Origin of the sequence: Phenylobacterium sp. (genome assembly GCF_044236515.1) — a bacterium.
In the GTDB taxonomy this organism is placed as follows: Bacteria; Pseudomonadota; Alphaproteobacteria; order Caulobacterales; family Caulobacteraceae; genus Phenylobacterium.
Genome location: NZ_JBIIGK010000054.1, coordinates 1 through 18,119, shown reverse-complemented (window position 1 = coordinate 18,119; position 18,119 = coordinate 1). Strand labels below are relative to the sequence as shown.

Here is an 18,119-nt window from a genome sequence, read left to right as displayed (position 1 = left end):
TCCAGGGCGCGGAAGTCCTCGACGCTGGCCGGGCGGAACAGCCGTTCGTCGAAGAAGGCCTGGACGGCGGAGAGCACGATCTGGCCGTAGACGTCGTGCTGCATATGCTCGTGCGCCTGGTTGCCGACGCGCACCGGACCCATCCCGCGATAGCCGGGCAGGTGCGGCGCGACCCACTCGGTCAGGACCGGCTCGAGGCCGACGCCATAGACCGGCTGGACGTGGTTGGCCTTGGGCGTTTCGCTGGTCGCACCCTCGTCGAGGCCGGCGGCGCCAGCGGCCCCGAGCGCGGGGGCCGGATCGCTTCGGCGGGCCTGATCCACCAGATTGCGCAGGTAGACGAGGTAGTTCTCCAGCATGTCGGCGGCGCCCAGCCGGTTCAGCGCCTGGACGACGTAGTAGGCGTCGCGCAGCCAGCAGTAGCGGTAGTCCCAGTTGCGGGCGTGGCCGGTGTCTTCGGCATGCTCGGGCACCGACGTCGTGAGGGCCGCGACGATGGCGCCGGTCTCCTCATAGGCGCAGAGCTTGAGGGTAATCGCCGCCCGGATCACCGCCGACTGCCATTCCAGCGGCACCGACAGGGTGCGGACCCAGCCGCGCCAGTAGTCCTTGGTCTCGCGCAGCATCCGCTCGCAGGTGGTGGCGACGTCGGCGTCGAAACCTTCGTCCGGGCCAAGGAACATCGCCACCGGCTCCTCCAGACGGAAGGTGCGCTCGGCGTGGATGTGGCTGATCGGGGCGCCGGTGGTCAGGCGCAGGGTGGTGGCCGCGCCGACGAAACGGATGTGGTTCGACCCCATGGTCGTGCTCGTCCGCTGCTCGCCATAGTTGGCGGTCGGCCGTAGGCGGATGCGGATGCGCGGGGCGCCGGCCAGGGGGCGGACCATGCGGACAAAGGCCAGGGGCCGATAGACGCGGCCGAACTGCCGGTAGCGGGGGCAGAAGTCGAGGATCTCCAGCCGACCGCCGGAGGCGTCCCGGATCTCGGTGCGCAGGATCGGCGTGTTGCGCAGATAGGCCTGGGTGATCTCCGACGCCCCCTCGACCTGCACGTCCCACAGGCCGGCGGCGTCCTCGTCGGCCGGATCGCGGCCGCCGAGCAGGGCTGAGAACACCGGGTCGCCGTCAACCCGCGGCACGCAGGCCCAGACGAAGCGGCCGGCACGGTCGATCAGGGCGCTGGCGGTGCAGTTGCCGATCGGGAACAGATCGAGCGTCGAACCGCTCTTTGGCGCCTTGTCGTCGTCACCCGCCTGACCCATGCCGCAGTTCCCCTCCGTCTCGATTCCGGTGCGCGAACGGACCACCCCGTTTCCGCTCGACGCAACCTTAACGTCGCTGGATAAGCTTGGAGCCGGAAGCTGGGCGAATCGCACGCGCGTTGTCGTCCGAAACCGCCAGACCAGACGGAAGTTCACCGGATGATCCGAGCCCGCCGCGCGCGTATCGTCGCGACCCTGGGACCCGCCAGCCGCGACCGCATCGCCGAACTGGCGCGGGCCGGGGCGGACGTGTTCCGCGTCAATTTCAGCCACGGCGCCCACGCCGACCACGCGCGGACGATCCGCGACGTGCGGAAGGCGGAGAAGGACGTCGGCCGGCCGCTGTCGGTGCTCGCCGACCTGCAGGGGCCGAAGCTTCGGCTCGGCGAGTTCGCCGACGGCGCCATTGCGCTGACCCAGGGTCAGGCCCTGCGGCTGGACCTCAGCAAGACCCCGGGCGACGCGGGGCGGATCTGCGTGCCGCATCCCGAGATCTTCGCGGCCCTGAAGGACGACGCGGTGGTCCTGCTCGACGACGGCAAGGTGCGGCTGCGGGTCAAGGCGCACGGCAAGGACTTCGCCGACACCGTGGTCGAGGCCGGCGAGAAGCTGTCCAACCACAAGGGGCTGAACCTGCCGGGCCTGGCGATCCCGATCCCGGCCCTGACCGCCAAGGACCGCAAGGACCTCGCCTTCGCCCTGGAGCAGGGCGTCGACTGGGTGGCGCTGTCGTTCGTGCAGCGGGCCTCGGACATGGCCGAGCTGCGCGCGCTGGTGCAAGGCCGGGCCTCGGTCCTGGCCAAGATCGAGAAGCCCGCTGCGCTCGACGTCCTGGACGAGATCCTCGACCTGTCGGAAGCGATCATGGTCGCGCGCGGCGACCTGGGGGTCGAGCTGAACCCGGAGGACGTGCCCGTCGTCCAGAAGCAGCTGATCCGCGCCGCGCGGCTGCGCGGCATTCCGGTGATCGTCGCCACCCAGATGCTGGAATCGATGACCAGCGCCCCGACGCCGACCCGGGCCGAAGCCTCCGACGTGGCCGGCGCGGTCTATGAAGGCGCCGACGCGGTGATGCTGTCGGCCGAGAGCGCGGTCGGGGAATATCCGCTGGAGGCGGTGTCGATCATGGACCGCATCCTGACCCGCGTGGAGCAGGACCCGCGCTGGCCCGAGCTGATGCGCGCCGAATACCCGGTCGACGACGCCGACGCCGACGCCCTGGTGGCGGCGGCGCGCCGGGCGGCGGAGGCGGCCTCGACCGCCTGCCTGGCGGCCTTCACCACCACCGGGCAGACGGCGCTGCGGCTGTCGCGCGAGCGGCCGCTGCAGCCGACCCTGGCCCTGACCCCGCGCCTGGCGACGGCCCGCCGGCTGGCCCTGGCCTGGGGGGTCGAGCCGCGGGTGGTGGCCGAGCTGTCGGATCCCGAGGACCTGGCGCGGGTCGCGGTCGAACAGGCGGTGGCGACCAAGCTGGCGCCGCCCGGCCAGCGGGTGCTGATCCTGGCGGGCCTGCCAATGGGCTCGCCGGGCGCCGCCAACATCCTGCGGATCGCCCACACGCCGAAGCATTGATCGAAGACAGGCGCGGTGAGCATCCCTGGCCGTCGCGCGTTAGACAGGGCGGGATGATCGAGACCTATCCGACCGCAGAGGCGCTGGCGGAGGCGGCGGCGCACGGCGTGGCGGCGCAGCTGGCCCGAGGCCTGAAGACCCGCGGCCGGGCCGCCCTGGTCGCCACCGGCGGCCGGTCCCCCGGCGGCGTCTACGACCGGTTGACCGCAGCGGACGTCGACTGGGCGCGGATCATCGTCACCCTGAGCGACGAGCGGTGCGTGCCGCCCGACGATGCGGCGTCCAACGCCCGGCTGGTGCGCGAGCGACTGTTCACGGGCGAGGGCCGCAAGGCCCACCTGCTGCCGCTGTGGCCGGAGCCGGAGGCCGGCGCGCTCGAGGCCCTGCTGCCGTTCGACGCCGTGCTGCTGGGCATGGGCGAGGACGGGCATGTGGCCTCGCTGTTCCCCAGCGCGGCGGCGCTCGGCGAAACCGAACGCCTGAGCGCGTGGGTCCCCGAGGGGCTGGGGGCGCCGCCGCTGGCCCGGATCACCCTGACCCTGCCGGCGCTGACCCAGGCCCGCGAGGTCTTCGTGCTGATCGCCGGGGACGCCAAGCGGACGGTGGTTGAACGGGCGCTCGCGGGCGATGATCTACCGGTGCGTCGCATCCTTGTTCAGGACAAGGTCCCGGTCCGCGTCCTCTGGGCGCCAGAGCATTGAGGCCCATTCCCATGCAGCCAGGCTCCCTGCACCCCGTAACCGCCGAGGTCACCGCCCGGATCGTCGCGCGCAGCCGCGACGCCCGCGCCGACTACCTGGCGCGCATGGAGGCGGCGCGGCATGCCGGCCCGGGCCGGGCGAAGCTGTCCTGCGCCAACTTCGCCCACGCCTTCGCAGCGTCCGGGGACGGCGACAAGGTGCGGATGCGAGATCCGTCGGCGCCCAACGTGGCCATCGTCTCGTCCTACAACGACATGCTGTCGGCCCATCAGCCGTTTGAGCGGTTCCCGGCGATCATCAAGCACGCCGCGAGGGAGATCGGCGCGACGGCGCAGTTCGCAGGGGGAACGCCGGCCATGTGCGACGGCGTCACCCAGGGCCGGCCGGGCATGGAGCTCAGCCTGTTCTCCCGCGACGTCATCGCCATGTCGACGGCGGTGGCTTTGACCCACGACGCCTTCGACGCGGCCCTGATGCTGGGCATCTGCGACAAGATCGTGCCCGGGCTGACGATCGGCGCCCTCGCCTTCGGCCACCTGCCGACGATCTTCGTGCCCGGCGGGCCGATGACCTCCGGCATCTCCAATGTCGAGAAGGCGCGGGTGCGGGCGCTGTACGCCCAGGGCAAGGCGACCCGGGAGGAGCTGCTCGATTCCGAGATGAAGTCCTACCACGGGCCGGGCACCTGCACCTTCTACGGCACCGCCAACTCCAACCAGATGATGATGGAGCTGACCGGCCTGCACCTGCCGAACTCGGCGTTCATCCAGCCCAACACGCCGCTGCGCGACGCCCTGGTCGCCGCCGCCGCCCGGCGGGCGGTGGAGATCCGCGACGGGACCAACGACTACACGCCGATGTCGGCGGTGGTGGACGAGAAGTCGATCGTCAACGCCCTGGCCGGGCTGCTGGCCACCGGCGGGTCGACCAACCACACCCTGCACCTCGTCGCCATGGCGCGGGCCGCCGGCGTGCTGATCACCTGGGAGGACTTCGACGACCTCTCTCGCGTCACGCCGCTGCTGGCCCGGGTCTACCCGAACGGCTCGGAGGACGTGAACGCCTTCCATGCGGCCGGCGGCATGGCCTTCGTGGTGCGCCAGCTCCTGGCCGGCGGCCTGGCGCATGAGGACGTCCAGACGGTCGCCGGGCCGGGCCTCCGCCGCTACCTGGACGAGCCGTTCCTGGACGAGGGCGGGCGGCTGGTCTGGCGGCCGGGCGCGGCGGCGAGCCTCGACCGCGAGATCCTGCGGCCGGTGAACGATCCGTTCCAGGCCGAAGGCGGCCTGCGCCTGCTGACCGGCCCGCTCGGCCGGGCGGTGATCAAGACCTCGGCGGTCAAGCCGGAGCATCGGATCGTCGAGGCCCCGGCCCTGGTCTTCGACGACCAGGAGGCGCTGCTGGCGGCCCACAAGCGTGGCGAGCTGAACCGCGACTTCGTCGCCGTCGTCCGTTTCCAGGGCCCGCGCGCCAACGGCATGCCGGAGCTGCACTCCCTGACGCCCGCGCTCGGCGTCCAGCTCGACAAGGGGTTCAAGGTGGCGCTGGTCACCGACGGCCGGATGTCGGGGGCGTCCGGCAAGGTGCCGGCGGCGATCCACGTGACGCCGGAGGCGACGGTCGGCGGCCCGCTGGCCTATGTCCGCGACGGCGACATCATTCGCCTGGACGCCGAGGCCGGCGAACTGACCATCAAGGTCGAGACCGCCGCGCTGATGGCCCGCACCCCCGCGGTCGCCCCGCCGGCCACCCAGCAGGCCGGCTATGGCCGCGACCTGTTCGGCTGGATGCGTCGCGCCGCCGGGCCGGCCGACGCCGGGGCCTGCGCCCTGTTCGAGGCGGCGTGACGATGAAGCCGCACTACGTCGGACTGGTTGGGGACGTCGGCGGCACCAACGCCCGGTTCGCGGTGGTCGACGCGCAGGGCCACATCCGCAACCCGCGTACCTTCCGCGCCGCCGAGTACGGCAGCCTGCCGGACGTGGTGGGGGAATACCTGGAAACGACCTGCGGGCGGCGCCGGCCGCCGCGGGCGGTGATCGCCGTCGCCGGCCCGGTGCTCGACGGCGAGATCGAGTTCACCAACCTCGACTGGCAGATCTCGGAGACCGACCTGATCGTCAACTTCGGCTTCGAGGCGGTGAAGCTGATCAACGACTTCGCCGCCCAGGCCCTGGCCTGCCCGGTTCTCGACCGGGACGACCTGCGGCCGATCGGCCCGCCGTTGCGCGGCGGCTCGGACTGCCCCGTCGTCGTGCTGGGGGCCGGCACGGGATTCGGGGTGGCCGCCCTGGCCCGCGCCGACCGGGCGGACGTCGCCATCGCCACCGAGGGCGGCCACGCCGCCTTCGCCCCCACCGACGAGGTCGAGGTCGAGATCTGGCGGCGGCTGGCGGCGGCCTATGGACGGGTGTCGCTCGAGCGGCTGCTGTCGGGCCAGGGCATCTTCGACCTCTATCGGGTGCTCGGCGAGATAGAAGGGCGCGAGGCGCCGCTGGCCGATGAGCGCGCCGTGGCCGCGGCCGGCGCCGACGGCGACGCCCTGGCGGGCCGGGCGCTGGACCGGTTCTGCGCCATCCTCGGCTCGGCCGCCGGCGACCTGGCCCTGACCTTCGGAGCCCGCGGCGGGGTCTATGTCTCCGGCGGCATCGCACCCCGGCTGATCGACCGGATCGACAGCGGCGGCTTCCGGGCCCGGTTCGAGGACAAGGGCCGGCTTTCCGACTATGTCCGGCAGATCCCGACCTCGCTGGTGCTGCATCCCTATGCGGCGATCGTCGGCGCCGCGCGCGAGCTGCAGCAGATGGAGCGTCTATGAACCCGCAAGGCGTCACCGTCGTCGACGACATCCTGCGGCTGGCGCCGGTGATCCCGGTGCTGGTGATCGAAGACCCTGCGCACGCCGTCCCGCTCGGCCGCGCCCTGGTGGCCGGCGGCCTGCCGGCGCTGGAGGTCACCCTGCGGACGCCGGCCGCCCTCGAGGCGGTGAGGCGGATGGCGGCCGAGGTCGAGGGCGGCGTGGTCGGGGCCGGCACGGTGCTGAACCGCCAGATGCGCGAGCAGGCGGTGGCCGCCGGGGCGCGGTTCGTGGTCAGCCCGGGCCTGATCCCCGGCGAAGGGCCGGATGGACCGGCCCCGCTGCTGCCCGGCGTCGCCACCGCCAGCGAGCTCATGGCCGGGCTCGCGGCCGGCTTCACCCGCTTCAAGCTGTTCCCGGCCAACGTCGCCGGCGGCGCAGCGGCGCTGAAGGCCTTCGCCAGTCCGTTCCCTCAGGCGAGGTTCTGCCCGACCGGCGGGATCAGCGCGGCCAACGCCGGCGACTACCTCGCCCAGCCGAACGTCGCCTGCGTCGGCGGCAGCTGGGTCGCCCCGGCCGAGGCGGTGCGGGCCGGCGACTGGGGCCGGATCACCGAGCTCGCCCGGCAGGCCGCGGCCCTTCCGAGGGCCGCCGGATGACGTCGCCGCACGACAATCCGCAGCTGCGCTGGGAGGTCTCGGTCGAGGCCAAGCCCGCCGCGCCCGGCTCGGCCACGGTCTCGGTGGTGGCCCGCAACGCGCTGGCTCCCAACCTTGCCTTCGACATGGTCGTCGACTGGCACCCGGGGGCGGAAGCCGCCGACGTCGAGGGCCGCGCCCTGGTCATCCTGTCGCTGCTGGCCAAGGAACTGGCGGCCGAATGCGAGCGGGTGGCGCAGTCGAGATTCAACGAAGGTTGAGGCTTCGCCACGGGACGCTTGCGCGCGCGGGATCGGATGTTTAGGTTCCGCCGCTCACTCGGCGGGCCGCCCTAGCGACGGCCCCACGCCCGGCTTCGGAGAGGTGGCTGAGTGGTCGAAAGCACCGCACTCGAAATGCGGCGTACGTGCAAGCGTACCGTGGGTTCGAATCCCACCCTCTCCGCCACTACCTTGCGAAATGCAGGGTTTTGTGGCAATATTATTATTATACGCAAAAACAACTAGATAACGGGAAAACCCCCGCGAACTAATCGCTGGGGGCCGTTTCAGCGCGCTGCGCGCGTCGCCGTTGTTTTGTGGGTCATTTCATGGATCACGCAAAAGGAGGACTGACCAATGGGTCAGTTGGAGCGGATAAAACCTGCCTCATTGCCGAGGCTTTTAAAGACCCCGAGCCTTTATACGGACGGCGGCGGGTTAGCATTAAGGGTCAAGGAAACCGGGGCTGCCGCTTGGGTCTATCGCTACATGGAGAACGGTCGGTCTTTCGAGATGGGCCTAGGTGCGCTTTCCGCTGTTAGCATTGCGAAAGCTAGGGAAAAGGCGCGGGCGCTCCGCGCTCAACGCGCAGAGGGGATCGACCCCCTAGGCGACGAGATAGCCGGGGACCGCGTTAGCAGAGCCAGATTAGTATGGCGGCCAAGCTTATTAGCGGGGTTCGGAATGGCTGCAGAAGCAATCACGGTGCGTGCGTCCGGCGATCAGCCGGAGCGGCGTTTCGCTCCTGACAGCGGCCATCTCGCTATAACGGTAAAGCCTTTTCAGCGTAGCTTTGAGACCGATGCCATCTATCCGGTCGAAGGCCATCCATACACCGAAAACCGGGTGATCTATGGCGTGGGAAGGCTCACCTTTAGCGACAAATTCGGATGGGTTAATAAGGCCGATGCGGGCGTTTTCGAGGGACGCGAGTTTCGGGTTTCAATCGTTGATCGAGGCGATGACTCGTCTGCTTACGCGTCGGACGATCTAGCGTTTGGTCTATCTCTGCCCCGCGAACGTTTCGATGCCCTTTGGGAAGCTGCCGCGCGGATGCCATCGGCAGAGCTTCATGTCAGCGGGGACGTAGAAGTTTACCGTCTACAAGATGGCTACGACAGCGTTAGCTACCTTGCCACCGATAAGAGGAACCAACTGGGGCCTGTTTCAATCAAGTTAGTAGAGGGAAGCTTCAACGATACCCCGACCACGGCCCTAACGCCCGCACGGCGCGGCGGAGACGAATTGGCCAAGGGGTTACGAACGATCACCCGTCTTCTATGGGCGATCTTGACGCTGTTGCTGATCGTCGCGCTTAAGAACTAAGGGCTCCGCTGCTCCAGAGTCGCCTAAGGGTGGAAAGCGGGCGTTCATCGACCTCCACCTTACAGACGTTCGCGAACTCCGATTCTGACCGCAGATTTTCAAAGAATGGCGAGCCGATGTACGGCGCAGCACCCGCACGCCTGCAATGGACCGAGCGGGTGCGTTCTACACCTTAAGCCTTTGCCTTCACCGGCAGCCGGAACGGCGCTCCCAACCGGTTGAATGCGTTCATCGCGGCGATCGCGATCGAGAGGTCGACGAAGTCTTTCGGGTCAAAGGCCGCCGCTGCCGCCGCATAGGCTTCATCGGACGCATGGGTTTCGCTGACGTTGGTGACCTCTTCGGCCCAGGCCAAGGCGGCTCGGTATTTGTCGGAGAAGAGATGAGGCACCTCATGCCAGACCGGGACCAACACAACCTTGTCGATCGGCATGGTCTTCAAGAGGTCGCGGGTATGCAGGTCGATGCAGTGGGCGCATCCATTGATCTGTGACACGCGAAGGAAGACGAGGTGGATCAGTTCTTCAGGCAGGTCGGTGCCGTGCGTCACGTAGTGATGAACGCCAAACAGCGCCTTCGCGCCATGGGGCGCGACCTCGTGCCAGGTCAGTCGAGGGATGTTGCTCATTATGTTGCTCCGTCGTTGTGATGCCGATCATCAGCAATCACGGGTCTGACGAGGCGCGCGTCCCGGCTGTGACATGCTGAGAGCAAAAATTTCGCCATGTCACACTGACCGGGGCGATGTCGTCATGACAGCGAAGTTGCCAATGGAGGCCGGCATGTCGCCCGATCAACGGATCGCTGGTTTTGAGCTCGAACGGATGCGTCTGAAGCGGCTCGCCTACCGTATGCTCGGATCGCTGAGCGAGGCCGATGATGTCGTACAGGACGCATGGATCCGCTGGGCAGGAGTGCAAGAGGGCGTCGATGTTCCCGGCGCCTATCTCACTCGCATCGTGACGCGCCTTTGCCTCGACCGCTTGAAGTCGGCTCGGGCCAGACGTGAAACCTACATCGGCCCGTGGCTGCCCGAGCCGATGCTGAACTCAGCTGATCCGTATGATGACATTGCCGACGACGTTACGGTTACGCTGATGCTGGCCATGGAGCGGCTTTCTCCGCTCGAGCGGGCTGCATTCCTTCTGCACGATGTCTTTGACGTGCCGCTCACGGATGTCGCCCTGACGCTTGATCGCGACCCTGCCGCCGTTCGCCAACTTGCTTCGCGAGCGCGTAAGAACGTCAGGAATGAGCGCGTCCGCTACAGGCTCGATGCCTCCGAGGCTGACGGCATCGCCCGTGCCTTTTTCACCGCCGCCCGCGATGGTGACACTACGGCGCTCGCCCACATGCTGGCGGATGACGTCGAAATCCATGCTGACGGCGGCGGCAAGGTGATGGCGTTCCGTAACATCGTGCGCGGGATCACCAATGTGCTGAAGCTGTTCGCCAACGTCAGGCGCAAGAACCTGCCGCCACAGACACTAGTGCAAACAGCACTGATCGACGGGATGCCCGGATATATCAGCTGCTATCCGGACGGCTCCATAGGCACGACCGCGCTAGATGTGGCTGCGGGTCGCATTAATGCGATCTACGTCGTCCGAAATCCCGAGAAACTGGGCCATCTCGCCAAGGAACACTCACTTTAAACGGCGTCATAAGCCGACCTTCCCAATGTCCGAGATGGGTCGGAAGCCGACGTTCGCCCCTCAGACTAATGATGGAAAAGCGCAAGCTCCTGTTTAGCCACTAACCAATCGCTAGCGCGCCGCCGTCGCTCGCCCGCGTAAAGCGTATTTTGGTCGCGAAGCTCATAGGGCTGTCCAGCAGCAGAGTCGGTGAAAAGCAGTCGTCCTCGATGGCGGGTGACGACAATCCAATGTTGGTGAGGAGCTTCGATTCCCAAAATCGCGCATTCGGCATCGCTATCGTCGAAGGCGTCGTTGAAGCGCGCCCAGAAGGCTCGGTTAGTAGCGGGTTGCGTGGTTAGGAAGACCGCAAGGTCACCGAGTCTAACGACAACACATATTTCAGCGACCGCACGTCCTTCGGCCTGCCCTATCTCTATCCGGTCACGCCTGGCTTCGCGCAGTCTATCACCTACCAGAATCCCGAAACCTGGCAGCAATCGACCAATCAGGAACTGCGGATCAGCAACGCGAACCAGGCGTCCCGCTTGAAGTGGACGGTTGGAGCCTACCATTCGCGCGCCGCGCTACGCTCGTCCCTTCCCATCAATTCGCCCCACTACACCCGGCTCTATCAGTTGCGCTTCGGCCGAACGCCCGCCCAGGCGGGTGTGGCTCCGCTGGTCAACGGCGTCAGCCGCTACTACGGCGACGAATGGACGCTCGAGAAGTCGATGGCCATCTTCGGCAGCGTGGACTGGGAGGTTATTGACGATCTGACCCTGACCCTCGGCGGGCGGAAGTCGCGCGACACCCTCGACTTCGACGTCACCGAACGGGGGGTAAACTATGCCGGCGGGATCACCAGGGCCTTCGGCAGCCTGAAGGAGACGCCGTTCGTTCCCAAGATCGCCCTCTCGTGGCAGGCTGACCCCGATTTCCTGGTCTACGCCTCCTATGCGAAGGGGTATCGAACGGGCGGCGTCAACAAGGCCTTGCCGGACGTGTGCCTTCCTGAGGCAGCGTCACTTGGCCTGACGCCCGGCGTCTACAAGTCCGACACCACACACAGCTACGAGATCGGGACGAAGGGGCGTCTGTTCGACCGCCGCCTGCAGTTCGAGGCATCCGCCTTCCGAATCAAGTGGAATGACATCCAGCAACAGATCCGGATGCAGTGCGCGGTAAGCCTGGTGGCGAACACGGTGAGCGCCACTTCGAAGGGCTTCGACCTCAATCTAAACCTGTCGCTGGCCGAGGGGCTCTTGGTCGGCGCTTCCGTGGGCTACACCGACGCCGCATATGACAAGACGGTGCAGTTGCCGGGCGCGACGGCGCCGATCACGGTTGCGGGCCAAACCCTGGGCCAGACGCCCTGGACGGTGAACCTTACGGCGGAATACAGACGCCCGCTGCTCGGCAATGAAGCCTTCGTTCGAGCCCAGTATAACTACCGCAGCGTGAACAAGGGCCTTTATCTGTACGAAGTTCCCACCGCAACGACCTATGATCCCACGCGGGTCGACCCGTCCTCTCCAAGCTCACTGGATCTCCGCGCCGGCATGGAATTCGGCGCGCTGACAATCATGGTCTACGGTGAGAACGTCATGAACAACGTCAAAAATATATCCGGAACGAACCTTACTTCGTCCGCGGCGCTCTATGGACCGGATCCACACTGCGTCCGCGGACCGTGGGCATGCAGTTGATCGCCCGATACTAGAGTTTCTCTGACGAAATGGTTCAGGACAGTTTGCAGTGCATCGCCGCGCTGCGGCTGTCCTGGGTCAGAGCACAATGACAACGCCACAGCCGCAAAGGCGAGCACGGCACAGCGAAAAATAGAAAAAATTCGCGGCGCACTGCGTCGACCGCCATCGGCAGCTGGCAGCCTCTCGACGGCCTTAGGCCTGCATAGGTCTCGGGCGGGCGACACGCGAGCCGGGGTCGGGAAGACCCGTGGTGGATCCGTCAGGCGGCCAGGCGGGCCTGGGCGCGCCAGGATTCCACGCCGCTGGCGATGAACTTCGCGCCCATCACCTCGCCGCCGTGCTGGGCGAGGAAGCGCTTGAGGCCCTCGCGGCGGGTGGCCTCGACCAGGAACATGATGAAGCCGCCGCCGCCGGCGCCGGACACCTTGGCGCCCCAGACGCCGTAGCTTTCGGCGGCGCGCATGACCTCGTCGATGGCGCCGGAGCTGATGCGGTCGGCGGTCTTCTTCTTGGCCTCCCAGCCGGCGTCAAGCAGGGCGCCGAAGCTTTGCAGGTCGCCGGCGGCCAGGGCGTCGCGCATCTCGTAGCCGGCGGCCTTGAGGGCATGAAGGCCGTCGAGGGAGCGGGCGTCGTGACGGCGCATGTTGCTGGCCTGCTGCTCGATGATCGTCGCCGACTCCCGCGAGACACCCGTGAAGTAGAGAACGAGGCTGGCCTCAAGCTCGCGCAGGACGTCGGGGGCGACCTCGACCGGCTCGATCACCACGCTGTCGTCGGTCAGGAACTGCATGAAGTTGAAGCCGCCGAAGGCCGCCGCGTACTGGTCCTGGCGGCCGCCGGCGAGGCCCAGATCGACGCGCTCGATCTCGAAGGCAAGGCGGGCAAGCCGGGCCGGCGACAGGGTGACGTCGGCCAGTTCGGCGAAGGCGCGGACCATGGCGACGACCAGCGCCGAGGAGGTGCCGAGGCCGGAGCCCGGCGGGCAGTCGGCGTAGCTGGTCAGGGTCACGGCCTGGGGCCGGCCGCCGAAGAACTCACGGATGCAGCGATTGTAGACGCCCTTCAGCAGGCGCAGGGGCTCGACGGTCGGCAGCTCGGCCTCGGCCGTGCCGCACCAGGTTTCCTGGCGGTCCTCGGCGGACAGCTCGACCTGGCCGTCGGCGCGGGTCTCGAGTGTAACGTGGGCGAAGAGGTCGATGGTCGCGTTGAAGCTGACGCCGCCGAACTCGTCGCAGTAGGGCGAGACGTCGGTCCCGCCGCCGGCGAAGCCGAGGCGCAGGGGCGCGCGGGCGCGGATGCGGCGGAGGATCATTTGCCGACCCCGTGCGGCAGCTTTTCGGCGCCGTGGGTGGGGGCGCGGCCCAGGAAGCGCAGGCCGAAGATCTGGATAGTGACGACGGCGACGAGCGTCAGCGCCAGCAGGGTCTGAGATGCGCCGAGAGCCAAGGCGGCGGCGCCGGCGGCAGCGAACATCAGGGTGCCGATCGCGGCGGTCGCGGCGACGGCGGTGACCGATGCGCCGGCCCGTTGCAGCATGTGGTGGAAATGCTGGGTGTCGGCGGCGAAGGGCGAGCGGCCGGCGATCACCCGGCGGGTCATCACCGCCACACAGTCGACCAGCACCGGGCCGATCAAATAGGGCGCGAGGATCGGGGCCACATTCGAGCCGGGCGTCTGGGTCAGGCGGATCACCGCCCAGGCCAGGATGAAGCCCAGCAGCTCGCTGCCGCCGTTGCCGAGGAAGGCCCGGGCGCGGGGCTGCCAGGGGAACCGCAGGTTCAGGACCAGGAAGCCGGCGACGCCGGCGGCGATGATCGCCAGCAGGAGCGCCAGATCGCCCTGCCCCGCGACGGCGGCGGCGGTGGCGATGGCGGCCAGGCTGGCCAGGGCGACGCCGCCGGCCAGGCCGTCGGAGCCGTCGATCATGTTGAGGGCGTTGATCGCGCCGAGCGCCATGAAGATGGTCACCGGGATCGCCAACGGGCCGAGCAACACCGGGCCGGCGCCGAACAGGTCGCCCAGCGAGCGGATGACCAGGCCATCGAGGAAGATCATCGGCAGCACCGCGACCGCCTGCCCCGCGAACCGCACCGACCAGTGCAGGTCGCGGCGGTCGTCGGCGACGCCGAGGGCGAGGATCAGGGCGAAGCTGATCAGCGCGCCGGGTGGCGGCGGCGGCGCAAGGCCGATCACCCAGGCGACGACCGCGCCGATCGACAGGGCGACCCCGCCGATCACCGGCGTCGGCGCGGCGTGCAGCTTGCGAGCGAGATGCGGATGGTCCAGCAGGCCGAGAGACCCCGCCCACGCGGACAGCGCCCGAGTCGCGATCCACGCGATCCCGCCGGCGACGGCCACTGCGAGCATGGGGGAGATGTCGGACATCGCCTCGGCTTCTGGACGAGGGGCCCACCCGATGCGGCGCCCCAACTGAGGCTCCTCATATGTGGGCGATCCGACAGAGCGTGAATACTGTACTTACCCGTAATGGGGACCTGCTTATTGCAGTGCAGCAACCAATAATTGTCGAACTTTTCTAAGACTCGACCAGCGGTCGAGTAGGGCGCCCAAATGCGTGTGGCGCTCGCCTTTTGGCTGCGAAATGGCAGGACAATGCGCCGCACGTCCAGGTGGTGGCGGTGAGCGCTGCAGCCCCCCAGAGGCCGAACAGCGGTACGACGGTCAGGCAGCCGACGGCCATGAGGGCCGCCTGAACGATGGCGATGTCGCGCAGCTCGCGCTCGCCGCCGCCCATCGCCAGCAGGGTGTCACGGCCTGGAGCCAGGACGAACGGCAGCTGGCCCAGCGCCATCAGGGTGACGACCCCGGCCGCGCCGGACGTGGTCACGCCCAACCGGTCCATCAGGAGCGGCGAGCCGACGGCCAGAAGCGCGACGGCCGGGATCCCGCAGGCCAGGGCGACGACCCCGAGCCGGCGCACGACGCGGCGCAGCTCCTCCGCATCCTCGCGGCGCAGGCTGGCGCCCATGCGGGCCGCCGACATGGCGCTGAGGCTAACCACCAGGGTGAGGACCAGCATGGACAGGCGGCTGGCGAGGCTGAAGGCGCCGACCTCCGCCGCCGCGGCGACGCGGGCCAGGGCGAGGACCGGCGCGGTTATGATCGCCGCCTGGATAAGCTCGACCCAGAAGAAGGTTCGAAGGCCCGACCCTAGACCCGGCAGCCGGTCGGCGCGGGTCGGCGTCGCCGGCCGGGGCGCGCGGGCCCAGGCCTGAGCGATCACCGCCATGGCCGCGAAGGCGCAGACGACGTAGGCCAGAGCGAAGCCGAGGAAGGCGCCCGGCGACGACCTCGCCCCGAGGGCCAGCACGGCGAGCGCCGCGACCGGCGGCAGGGCGTTCATCAGCAGCTGGGCGGCGCCGCCCCGGCCGAGGCCGATGAGGATGTAGCCGGCGGTGTAGGCCATCGCCTGGGCGGGCAGCGCCAGAACCAGCAGGCGGACGAGGGGCGTCATCGGCGGCTGACGCAGCAGGTGCACAGCGATTGGCTCGGCGGCCAGCCAGAGGACGAGGCCGGCGCCGGCCGATGTCAGCAGGTTGAGGCCAAGGCCCGCCAGGATGGTGTCGCGCGCCTCGCGGACCTGGCCGCTGGCGAGATAGGCGGCGGTGTTGCGCGACAGCACCCGCTCGGTGCCGAGCCGGGTGACCGTGCCGCCGATGTGCAGCACGCTGAGCGCCAGGAAGAACAGGCCGGACGGCGATTCCCCCAGCCAGGCGACCGCCAGGGTGTAGAGGCCGAGCTTCCCGGCCGCCTCCAACCCACGAGCGGCGAGGCCGACGCCGAACGGCAGCGCCGCGCGCGCGCCAGGAAAGATCCGTCCCGCCAAGTTTCGGCCGCGAAGCAAATCCACACCATTCCCCGACATCGAGCTTGCGCGAGCGAGCTCAACCTTAAGATTGCAAGTGCGCCGGCAAGTCAAACCGTCGGCGCCGCATGAGGTCGCATAGTAGTTCCACGATATTTCTTTCTTAAGGGGGCCCGCCTATTTCCGGCTCACGGAGCCCCTTCGGGAGCGCGCCGCAGGCCTAACTTCCCGGTTCCGGAGACCTCCCTGGTATGAGCGTGCCCGGCGATACGAAATCGCCCCAGCTTCTCGCGCCCCTGAAGGTGCGCGACATGCTGGAGCACGCGTTCCTGAACGCCCGGCTGATCCGCAACTGCGTGATCGCCGGCCTATTGGTCGGGCTGCTGGCGGCGATCATCGTCCGCGGCGACCAGATCTCCCAGACCCTGGTGCTGGTCCAGAACGGGCCGGAGGATCCGCCTGAAAGCGTCGGCGCGGTGTTCGCGATGACGGCCGTGCCGCGCGCCGTGCAAGCCGACGCGGCGATCCTGGAGAGCGAGCCGGTGCTGCGTGGCGCAGCGCGGCGGCTGGGGCCGGCGGCGGTCGGCGTGAAGCCGGCGTTCGGGGGCCTGCTGGGCAAGGGCGAGGCGACCCAGGTCGAACGCGCCGCCAAGAAGATTCGCAAGGCCCTGCGCGTCGACACCGATCCCGGCTCCAGCCTGATCAAGGTCACCTACGCCCATCCGGACGGCGCGACCGCGCTGAAGGTCATGCAGGCGGTGCTCGATTCCTACATGGCCCAGCGGCGGGCGGTCTACACGGGGGCGGCGACCGAGGTGCAGCGGGCCGAGCTGAACCGCTACGGCAGTCAGCTGGCCGACCTCGACGCGAGGATCAAGGGCGCGCAGCAGCGCTTCGGCGTGCTCAACATCGCGCAGGAAGTTCAGCTGGTCGGGGCGCGCCAGGACAGCATCGCCCAGCGGATCAGCCAGGTCCGCGAGCGGGCCCGCGCCGTCGACGGCGAGCTCGCGACCGCCAATGCCCGCCTGAACCGGACCCCCGACCAGGTGTTCGACAGCCGCGAGGTGACCAACGGCACGCCGAATGACGACGCGCGCAACCTGCTGTCACGGCTGCGCCAGGAGCGCGCCCACCTGGTCGAGCAGTACCAGCCCGACTATCCGGGCATCAAAGAGATCGACGCGCGCATCGCCATCGCCGAGCGCCAGGTGGCGGACAACCGCCGTGACCAGGTCTTCACCGAAAAGCGGGTCCGCAATCCCGACTTCGACACTCTGAAGACGCGCATCTCCAGCCTGTCGCTGGAGCGGGCCGGCGTCTATCGCCAGCTACAGGAGCTTGGAGTCCAGCAGACCGAGATGCAGTCGCGGGTCGAGGCGTTGCGCCAGGGGGCCGAGGAGCTGGCCGACCTGCAACGCCGGCGCGACGCGCTGGAGGCCGTCTATCGGACCCTGTCGCTGCAGCAAGCCGGCTCGCGCCTGCGCGACAACACCGTGCTCGATCCGCAGGCCGCCGTGCGCGTGGTGCAGCCGCCGAACCTGCGCCCGGCCAGCAACGCCATCCCGCTGCTGCTGCTGCTATCCGGCCCGCTGGTCGGCCTGGCGGCGGCCGGGGCGATCATGGGCGTTCGCGCGATCGTCCGGCAGACCTTCCTGACGCCCACCGAGGTCGAGCGCCTGGCCGACGTGCCGGTGGTCAGCACCCTGCCGGCCGGCCCGAACGACGAGCTGCCGCAGGATTCGACGGCGATCAGCCAACTGGCGACCTTCATCCTGGACGTCGGGGCTGCGGAGCGGCCGCTGAACGTCGTGCAGCTGGCCAGCGCCGGCGAGGGCCAGGACAACGGCCCGGTATCGCTGTTGCTGGCCCGCGAGTTCGTCAACGGGTTCGGCCGCAAGACCCTGCTGATCGACACCAACGGCGAGCTCTACGAGGAGCTGTCTCACCTCGCCCAGAGCGAGGGCGTCCTGGCCGTCGACGGCGTCGACCTGCGCCTGATCCGCACCCGCTGGGACGGCCTGTGGGCGGTGTCGCAGCCGGCGAACCAGGAATCCCCCTTCACCAGCGCCCGCCTGCCGATGAGCCGGGCGGCGCACATCCTTGGCGAACTGCGCCGCCGCTTCCAGCAGGTGATCGTCGTCGCGCCGCAGGAGTTCGGCGGATACGCGGCCCGACGGCTCTATCCGCTGGCCGACGCCCACCTGCTGACCGTCCGCGCCGAGCGGACGCGGGCCCCGGCCCTACGCGCCCTGCGCGAGGCGGTGCTCAGCGGCGGCGGCGACATCCTGGGCGCGGTGTTCACCCGCCGGCGGTTCTACATTCCGGAGCGTGTGTACCGATGGGCCTTCGGCTGATCCCCCTTGCGGCGCT

At 68.8% G+C, this 18,119-nt stretch carries 14 protein-coding genes, 1 tRNA gene and 2 pseudogenes; 12 read left to right on the top strand and 5 right to left on the bottom strand.

All coding sequences use genetic code 11. The features are described from left to right. On the bottom strand, positions 1–1,262 hold a 1,262-nt coding region (locus ACILRF_RS07895), incomplete at its 3' end, for a glycoside hydrolase family 15 protein (RefSeq protein WP_395671736.1). Positions 1,263–1,421: 159 nt separating this feature from the next. Between ACILRF_RS07895 and pyk the strand changes: the two genes are divergently transcribed. From pyk to ACILRF_RS07850, 9 genes and pseudogenes are all read left to right on the top strand, one after another. Next, on the top strand, positions 1,422–2,834 hold the full coding sequence (pyk, locus tag ACILRF_RS07890) for a pyruvate kinase (RefSeq protein WP_395671735.1): 1,413 nt from the start codon (positions 1,422–1,424) through the stop codon (positions 2,832–2,834). A gap of 53 nt (positions 2,835–2,887) precedes the next feature. Continuing rightward, positions 2,888–3,535: a 6-phosphogluconolactonase gene (gene pgl, locus ACILRF_RS07885; protein ID WP_395671734.1), complete on the top strand. Its 648-nt coding sequence runs from the start codon at positions 2,888–2,890 to the stop codon at positions 3,533–3,535. A gap of 26 nt (positions 3,536–3,561) precedes the next feature. Further along, complete coding sequence (edd, locus tag ACILRF_RS07880) at positions 3,562–5,382, top strand: phosphogluconate dehydratase (RefSeq protein WP_395671737.1); 1,821 nt, start codon at positions 3,562–3,564, stop codon at positions 5,380–5,382. A gap of 2 nt (positions 5,383–5,384) precedes the next feature. Then, positions 5,385–6,353: a glucokinase gene (gene glk, locus ACILRF_RS07875; RefSeq protein ID WP_395671733.1), complete on the top strand. Its 969-nt coding sequence runs from the start codon at positions 5,385–5,387 to the stop codon at positions 6,351–6,353. Continuing rightward, the gene (gene eda, locus ACILRF_RS07870; protein ID WP_395671732.1) at positions 6,350–6,991 is read left to right on the top strand and encodes a bifunctional 4-hydroxy-2-oxoglutarate aldolase/2-dehydro-3-deoxy-phosphogluconate aldolase; all 642 of its coding nucleotides are present in this window, start codon (positions 6,350–6,352) and stop codon (positions 6,989–6,991) included. The genes glk and eda overlap by 4 nt, the downstream gene beginning before the upstream one ends. Continuing rightward, positions 6,988–7,251 carry a hypothetical protein gene (locus tag ACILRF_RS07865; protein ID WP_395671731.1) on the top strand — a complete coding sequence of 88 codons (264 nt, stop codon included), beginning with the start codon at positions 6,988–6,990 and terminating at the stop codon, positions 7,249–7,251. Before eda ends, ACILRF_RS07865 begins: the two co-directional genes overlap by 4 nt. Before the next feature lie 97 nt (positions 7,252–7,348). Next, positions 7,349–7,438, top strand: a tRNA-Ser gene (locus ACILRF_RS07860). 170 nt (positions 7,439–7,608) lie between these two features. Continuing rightward, positions 7,609–7,848 (top strand): annotated as a pseudogene (locus ACILRF_RS07855) (Arm DNA-binding domain-containing protein); the annotation flags it as partial. Between the two features lie 87 nt (positions 7,849–7,935). After that, a complete protein-coding gene (locus ACILRF_RS07850; RefSeq protein ID WP_395671738.1) occupies positions 7,936–8,577 on the top strand; it encodes a hypothetical protein in 642 nt (213 codons plus the stop codon). Positions 8,578–8,749: 172 nt separating this feature from the next. On the opposite strand, the gene ACILRF_RS07845 is transcribed toward ACILRF_RS07850, so the two are convergent. Beyond that, entirely contained in the window at positions 8,750–9,205 is a 456-nt protein-coding gene (locus tag ACILRF_RS07845; protein ID WP_395671730.1) for a carboxymuconolactone decarboxylase family protein, read from the bottom strand. 124 nt (positions 9,206–9,329) lie between these two features. Between ACILRF_RS07845 and ACILRF_RS07840 the strand changes: the two genes are divergently transcribed. Beyond that, entirely contained in the window at positions 9,330–10,232 is a 903-nt protein-coding gene (locus tag ACILRF_RS07840) for a sigma-70 family RNA polymerase sigma factor (RefSeq protein WP_395671729.1), read from the top strand. A gap of 395 nt (positions 10,233–10,627) precedes the next feature. Next, positions 10,628–11,920 (top strand): annotated as a pseudogene (locus ACILRF_RS07835) (TonB-dependent receptor); the annotation flags it as partial. A 262-nt stretch (positions 11,921–12,182) separates the two neighbouring features. Here ACILRF_RS07835 and ACILRF_RS07830 read toward each other — a convergent pair. The 3 genes from ACILRF_RS07830 to ACILRF_RS07820 all read right to left on the bottom strand — a co-directional run bounded on the left by ACILRF_RS07830 (position 12,183) and on the right by ACILRF_RS07820 (position 15,770). Then, on the bottom strand, positions 12,183–13,235 hold the full coding sequence (locus tag ACILRF_RS07830; RefSeq protein ID WP_395671728.1) for a dehydrogenase: 1,053 nt from the start codon (positions 13,233–13,235) through the stop codon (positions 12,183–12,185). Continuing rightward, positions 13,232–14,308 (bottom strand): MraY family glycosyltransferase, encoded by a 1,077-nt coding sequence (locus ACILRF_RS07825; RefSeq protein WP_395671727.1) that lies wholly within the window; start codon positions 14,306–14,308, stop codon positions 13,232–13,234. Before ACILRF_RS07825 ends, ACILRF_RS07830 begins: the two co-directional genes overlap by 4 nt. A 151-nt stretch (positions 14,309–14,459) precedes the next feature. Further along, the gene (locus tag ACILRF_RS07820; RefSeq protein WP_395671726.1) at positions 14,460–15,770 is read right to left on the bottom strand and encodes a lipopolysaccharide biosynthesis protein; all 1,311 of its coding nucleotides are present in this window, start codon (positions 15,768–15,770) and stop codon (positions 14,460–14,462) included. A 230-nt stretch (positions 15,771–16,000) separates the two neighbouring features. Here ACILRF_RS07820 and ACILRF_RS07815 point away from each other — a divergent pair, with 230 nt between their 5' ends. Further along, positions 16,001–18,103 (top strand): hypothetical protein, encoded by a 2,103-nt coding sequence (locus ACILRF_RS07815; RefSeq protein WP_395671725.1) that lies wholly within the window; start codon positions 16,001–16,003, stop codon positions 18,101–18,103. Positions 18,104–18,119 lie beyond the last annotated feature (16 nt).

Excerpts from the sequence above, each read along its gene's own strand:
- pyk (WP_395671735.1), top strand. The coding sequence starts at position 1,422 with ATGATCCGAGCCCGCCGCGCGCGTATCGTCGCGACCCTGGGACCCGCC.
- ACILRF_RS07815 (WP_395671725.1), top strand. The coding sequence starts at position 16,001 with ATGAGCGTGCCCGGCGATACGAAATCGCCCCAGCTTCTCGCGCCCCTG.
- ACILRF_RS07865 (WP_395671731.1), top strand. The coding sequence starts at position 6,988 with ATGACGTCGCCGCACGACAATCCGCAGCTGCGCTGGGAGGTCTCGGTC.
- pgl (WP_395671734.1), top strand. The coding sequence starts at position 2,888 with ATGATCGAGACCTATCCGACCGCAGAGGCGCTGGCGGAGGCGGCGGCG.
- ACILRF_RS07840 (WP_395671729.1), top strand. The coding sequence starts at position 9,330 with ATGACAGCGAAGTTGCCAATGGAGGCCGGCATGTCGCCCGATCAACGG.
- ACILRF_RS07825 (WP_395671727.1), bottom strand. The coding sequence starts at position 14,308 with ATGTCCGACATCTCCCCCATGCTCGCAGTGGCCGTCGCCGGCGGGATC.
- ACILRF_RS07830 (WP_395671728.1), bottom strand. The coding sequence starts at position 13,235 with ATGATCCTCCGCCGCATCCGCGCCCGCGCGCCCCTGCGCCTCGGCTTC.
- eda (WP_395671732.1), top strand. The coding sequence starts at position 6,350 with ATGAACCCGCAAGGCGTCACCGTCGTCGACGACATCCTGCGGCTGGCG.
- glk (WP_395671733.1), top strand. The coding sequence starts at position 5,385 with ATGAAGCCGCACTACGTCGGACTGGTTGGGGACGTCGGCGGCACCAAC.
- ACILRF_RS07845 (WP_395671730.1), bottom strand. The coding sequence starts at position 9,205 with ATGAGCAACATCCCTCGACTGACCTGGCACGAGGTCGCGCCCCATGGC.
- ACILRF_RS07850 (WP_395671738.1), top strand. The coding sequence starts at position 7,936 with ATGGCTGCAGAAGCAATCACGGTGCGTGCGTCCGGCGATCAGCCGGAG.